Annotated in this window: 2 protein-coding genes and 1 pseudogene; all 3 read left to right on the top strand. The window is 69.4% G+C overall.

Features of this window, described 5'->3' with window-relative positions:
• A pseudogene (locus ACWF94_RS38270) lies at positions 1 to 330 on the top strand (hydantoinase/oxoprolinase family protein); the annotation flags it as partial.
• A gap of 92 nt (positions 331 to 422) precedes the next feature.
• A complete protein-coding gene (locus tag ACWF94_RS38265; RefSeq protein ID WP_453499536.1) occupies positions 423 to 2,489 on the top strand; it encodes a hydantoinase/oxoprolinase family protein in 2,067 nt (688 codons plus the stop codon).
• The coding region (locus tag ACWF94_RS38260) for a hypothetical protein (RefSeq protein WP_453499534.1) at positions 2,489 to 2,672 on the top strand (184 nt) is incomplete at its 3' end. The genes ACWF94_RS38265 and ACWF94_RS38260, both read left to right, overlap by 1 nt.

The following is a 2,672-nucleotide window of genomic DNA, read 5'->3' as shown; positions in this document are numbered from 1 at the left end:
GCCGTGCTCCTGCCCGACGACGTGCCCGGGGTGACCGACGTCGTACGGCACCGCCATGCGGGCGTCGCCAACGCCATCGGCGCGGCCATCGCCGAAGCCTCGGGAACCGTGGACCGCGCATTCCGCTACGAGTCCAGCAGCCGCGAAGCCTGCATCGCCGAGGCGAGCGCGGAGGCCACCGATGCCGCGATCCGGGCGGGCGCCGACCCGGCCCACGTCCGCATCACCACCGTGAGCGAGATTCCCATGAGCTACATGCCCGGCAACTCGGCCCGCCTCCAGGTCCGGGCCGTCGGGCCGTTGCTGACCCGCGACTGCGAACGGCCGTGAACCGGTCGCGGCGGTCGCCCCCTTCGTGCAGTGAAGCCATGTCCGTTCCCCGGACTCTGCCGAGTCCACGTATCTGATCGACGGTGATGAAGATGGGTTACACGATTGCGATCGATGTAGGTGGCACATTCACCGACTTCGTGGCGACGGATCAAACGGATCAGTCCGAGCTGTTCACGGGCAAGGTGTCATCGCGGCCGAACGACGAGGCCGCGGCGGTGCTGGAGGCGGTGGAGGTGATCGCCGGGCACTTCGGCCGCGACACCCCTGACCTCCTGGCGGAGACCGACTTCGTCATCCTGGGCACCACCGTCGTGACCAACGCGATGCTGGAGTACGACGGGGTGCCGACCGGACTGATCACGACGAAGGGGTTCCGCGACACCCTGGAGCTGCGCCGGGGCTACCGGGAGAGCCTGTTCGACCTGTCGCTGCCCGCACCGCACCCGATCGTACGGCGCCGGTTCCGCAAGGGGGTGACCGAGCGGATCGACTACGCGGGTGATGTGGTGGTTCCCCTGGACGAGGAAGAGGTCCGGGCCGCGGTGCGGGAGCTGAGGGCGGCGGGGATCTCCTCGATCGCGGTGTGCTTGCTGTTCTCGTTCGTGAACGACGCGCATGAGCGCCGGATCGCACAGATCATCGCCGAGGAGCACCCGGAGTGTTTCGTCACGCTCTCCTGCGACGTACTGCCGCAGGTCCGCGAGTTCGAGCGGGTCTCGACGACGGTCGTGAACGCGTACACGAGCCCGATGCTCAAGAACTATCTGAAGCGGCTGGACGTGGGGCTGCGCGATGCCGGGTTCACGGGTTCGCTGCTGGTGGTGCAGTCCAACGGCGGCATCATGGACGTCGCCTACTCCGCCGAGCACGGTGTGGACGCGGTCCTGTCCGGCCCGGCGGGCGGCGTCGTCGCCGCGGTGGCGGTCGGTGAGCGCTCCGGCTACCGGAATCTGATCACCGCCGACATGGGCGGCACCAGCTACGACGTCTGCCTGATCCACGACGGCAAACCCGAAGTGGGCGTGGACAACTGGATCAGCCGCTACCGGGTGGCCGTCCCGCTGGTGGACATCCACACCATCGGCGCGGGCGGCGGGTCGATCGCGTGGGTCGACGAGGCGGGCGCCCTGCGGGTCGGCCCGGAGAGCGCGGGAGCCTCACCCGGGCCCGCGTGTTACGGGCGCGGCGGCACCCGCCCGACCGTGACGGACGCGAACCTCGTGCTCGGCTTCATGGACCCGGACCGGTTCATGGGCGGCCGGATGCGACTCGACCGGGATGCCGCCATCACGGCGTTCGAGACACACGTGGCCCGGCCGCTGGGGATCTCGGCGGTCGAGGCGGCGATCGGAGTGTTCCGGATCGCGAACAGTGACATGTCCAACGCCCTGCGTTACGTATCGGTCTCGCGGGGCCGTGACCCGCGCGACTACGCCCTGATGGCGTTCGGCGGGGCGGGCGCGATCCACGCCGGTGTGCAGGCCGCCGGCCTCGGGATCAAGACCATCCTGGTGCCCCGCAACGCCCCCGTGCTCAGCGCGTTCGGCGGCCTGGTCGCCGACTTCAAGGTCTCCCGGGTACAGACCTTCCTGCGTTCCGCGGACCGTGTCGACCCGGAAGACCTCACCGCGACCTTCCAGGCCATGCAGGCCGAGGCGGAGAAGCTGCTGCCCGAGACCGACTCGGTGCGGCTGGAACGCTATCTGGACATGCGCTACGACGGGCAGGTGCAGGAGGTCATCGTTCCGCTCAACACCCGCACCCGGCGGATCTCCGCGGTGAGTGTGTCCCGGGCGATCCGCGACTTCCACGACATGCACGAGACCCTCTACGCCCACAAGCGGCCGGACCAGCCGGTCCAGATCGTCTCCGTGCGGCTGGAGATGACCGGCCTGCGCCACATGGACACGACGGGGGCGGCCCGCAAGTTCGCCCAGGAGGACCCCTCGGCGGCGCTGGCCGGAACCCGGGACGCCTACTTCGAAGGACACGGCTTTGTCGAGGCCCCGATCTACGACGGGGCGCTCATCGAACCGGGCAATGTCATCCCGGGGCCCGCGGTGATCCATGAACCGGGCACCACGATCGTGATCTGCGACGGCCAGGAAGCCATGCTGGATCAGCACGAGACCTACGTCATCGAGGTGGTGAGCTGATGCCCGCGATCACCGGGCGCGAGCAGGCGGCCGGCATACCGGCCGTGGATCTGGAGATCCTGCGCACCAGCCTGATCGCCCATACCGACGAACTGGCCGCGGGCCTCGCGAACGCCGCTCCGATCGCCGAGATCAGCCAGGTCCGGGACTTCTGCGTCGCGATCGCCGACGGGGCGGGCCGCA

The organism is Streptomyces sp. NPDC055078, from assembly GCF_053607985.1.
Note: the sequence above shows the minus strand (reverse complement) of the source record. Positions and strands in the feature narration are given on the sequence as shown.

Bases quoted from the DNA above. Each gene is read 5' to 3' on its own strand.
- ACWF94_RS38265 (WP_453499536.1), top strand. From the start codon at position 423: ATGGGTTACACGATTGCGATCGATGTAGGTGGCACATTCACCGACTTC.